At 72.5% G+C, this 2,258-nt stretch carries 2 protein-coding genes; both read right to left on the reverse strand.

Annotated elements, in window-relative coordinates; genetic code table 11:
* On the reverse strand, nt 1–317 hold a 317-nt coding region (locus KDM41_09590; protein ID MCB1183678.1), incomplete at its 3' end, for a response regulator.
* A gap of 92 nt (nt 318–409) precedes the next feature.
* Nucleotides 410–2,258 (reverse strand): tetratricopeptide repeat protein (locus KDM41_09595; protein MCB1183679.1); only part of this gene is annotated, 1,849 nt, incomplete at its 5' end.

The raw sequence follows: 2,258 nt of genomic DNA on the forward strand, positions 1-2,258 counted from the left end.
TCGTTGGCCCCGGCGGCCAGCGCCCGGTTCTTCTCCTCGGCGTTGGCCGTCACGACGATGACCGAAAGGTGCCGCCAGGCCGGGTCGTCGCGCACGGCGGCGAGCACGTCGAAGCCGTTCATGACCGGCATGGCCAGGTCGAGCAGCACCACGTCCGGCCGCACGTCGGGCAGGAGCGCCATGGCCTCGGCCCCGTTCACGGCGCGATGCACCTCCACATGGCGGTGCTCGGCGAAGGCGAGTTCGATCAGGTCGAGGTTGAACTCCTCGTCATCGACGGCGAGAACCGTGATGCCCCGGTCCCTGAGGTTGTCCATGCGATGCTCCCGGATGAAAATGGAGATCCGTTCCGGCATCACATCGGCAAAACACGTGAAGTCTTTAGGTTGCGATGAGGGTTTTTACGCTTTCAGGCGGGATCGAGCAGGCGCAACCGGTGCTCCATCTCCCGCAGGGGCATCAGGTCGCCCTTGCGGCTGGCCACGGCGATGCCGTCGCGGTAGATGGCGGCGGCTTCGACCGTGCGGCCCAGCCGGGCGAGGACCCGGCCGTAGGAGGCGTAGAGGGGGCTGTTCCCGGGCTGGCCCGCAAGGGCGCGGGCCAGGTATTCGGCCGCCCCGCGGTCGTCGCCGAGGGTTTCGAGGGCCTGTCCGAGGCCCATCAGGGCCAGGGGGTCGTCCGGATCGAGTTCCAGCACCTCGGCGAACATGGCCTGCTTGCGGGCCGCTTCGTCGCGCCGGACGCGCTGGTCCTCGGCCGCCAGACGGGCCGCTTCGGCCGGATCGGTGCCCACGCCGAACTTCTTCATGGTGGCCAGGGCCTTCTGGCGCTCGGCCTCGTCCTTCTCGCCGATCTGCATGTAGAAGAGCGAGAGGTTGGTGTGGACCATGGGTTCGTCGGGCGCCAGCTCCTCGAGCCGGCGGAAGATGTCGATGGCCTCGTGGAACTTCTGCTGCCGGCCGAGGATCACGCCCAGGGCCTCGCAGGCGTCGGTGTGGCCCGGATCGAGGCGCAGGGCCTGCTCGAGCAGGGAAACCGCCTCGTCGTCGCGGCCGGCGGCGAAGGCGTCCAGGCCCCGGTCGTGGAGCTGGCGGGCCAGCTCCGTGCGGTTGCCGCCCCGGTGCAGGGCGGGCAGGTCCACGTGGCCGCCCAGTTCCTCGCCGTCCGGTCCGGCCGCGCCGTCGACCCGCAGCCCGGTGCCGGGCGTGCGGTGGTCGCGGCCCAGGAAGACCAGGCTGGCGGCCTGCTGGCGCGTGGGCGCCCAGAACGAGCCGGCCCAGGTGCCGAGTTTCGTGCCGTCCGGGGCCGTGCAGGGCGTGCCGGGCGGGGGCAGCTCGTCAAGATCCTCGGGCTCGACTCCCTCCCACGCGACCGACCGCAGGGCTTCGGGCACGGTGCCGTAGGTGCGCAGACGCGCCACGACCTCCTGCCCCAGGTAGCACCCCTTGGCGTAGCTGACGACCTGCTCCTCCAGGCCCGTCTGGGGCAGCACGCGGGTCGCCGGGGGCAGGTCGTGTCCCAGGACCGGCCAACCCGCTTCGGCCTGCAGCCAGCGCCACAGGGTCGCGCGGTCGCCGGGCGCGAGATCCGCCAGGCGCACCAGGTCGGACTCGGCCGCGGCGGCGTCGGTGGCCGTCAGCACGGTTGACCGGTCGGCGCCGGGAAAGAGCACCAGCCAGCCGGGATCACCGGCCAAAGCCCGCCGCACCACCCAGGCCTCGCCCTGCGGCGCCGGCACGACGACGAGGTCGAGGTCCGCCAGGCCGTCCCAGTCGGTGCCCGCGGGAGCGCCCAGGCCGATCAGGTCGCAGGGCCGCGGAGCCGCATCCGCCGTGACGGGCACCTGCAACGCCCACCCGGCGAACTCGTCCGACACCTCCTCCAGGAGGACGTCCTCGCTGACGAGATTCGCCGCAAGATCGCCCAGCAGGTCGCCGACGCCGGCGCGGGGCATCACCAGCAGGTAGCTCGGAAAGGGTTGCCCGCGCTCGGGCAGGCGGTGCAGGCTGAACCAGGCCAGCAGCTGACCCTTGCGGTTCAGGCGCGCGGAAAGCTGCCCCCGTCCGGGGCCGAGGGCCCGGACGTCGCTGGTCAGCTGGGAGTGCAGGAAGGCCGCCGCATCCGGCCCCGAGACGAGGGCCAGGCCGGCGGCCGGAGAATCCTCCAGGCCGCCCAGCCAGCCGTGGCGCCGGGCCTGCCCGGCCAGATCGGGCAGGGACGGACGCATCAGACCGAGAAGCTCTCGCCGCAACCGCAGG

It is taken from the genome of bacterium, from assembly GCA_020440705.1.
Taxonomy (GTDB): Bacteria; Krumholzibacteriota; Krumholzibacteriia; order LZORAL124-64-63; family LZORAL124-64-63; genus JAGRNP01.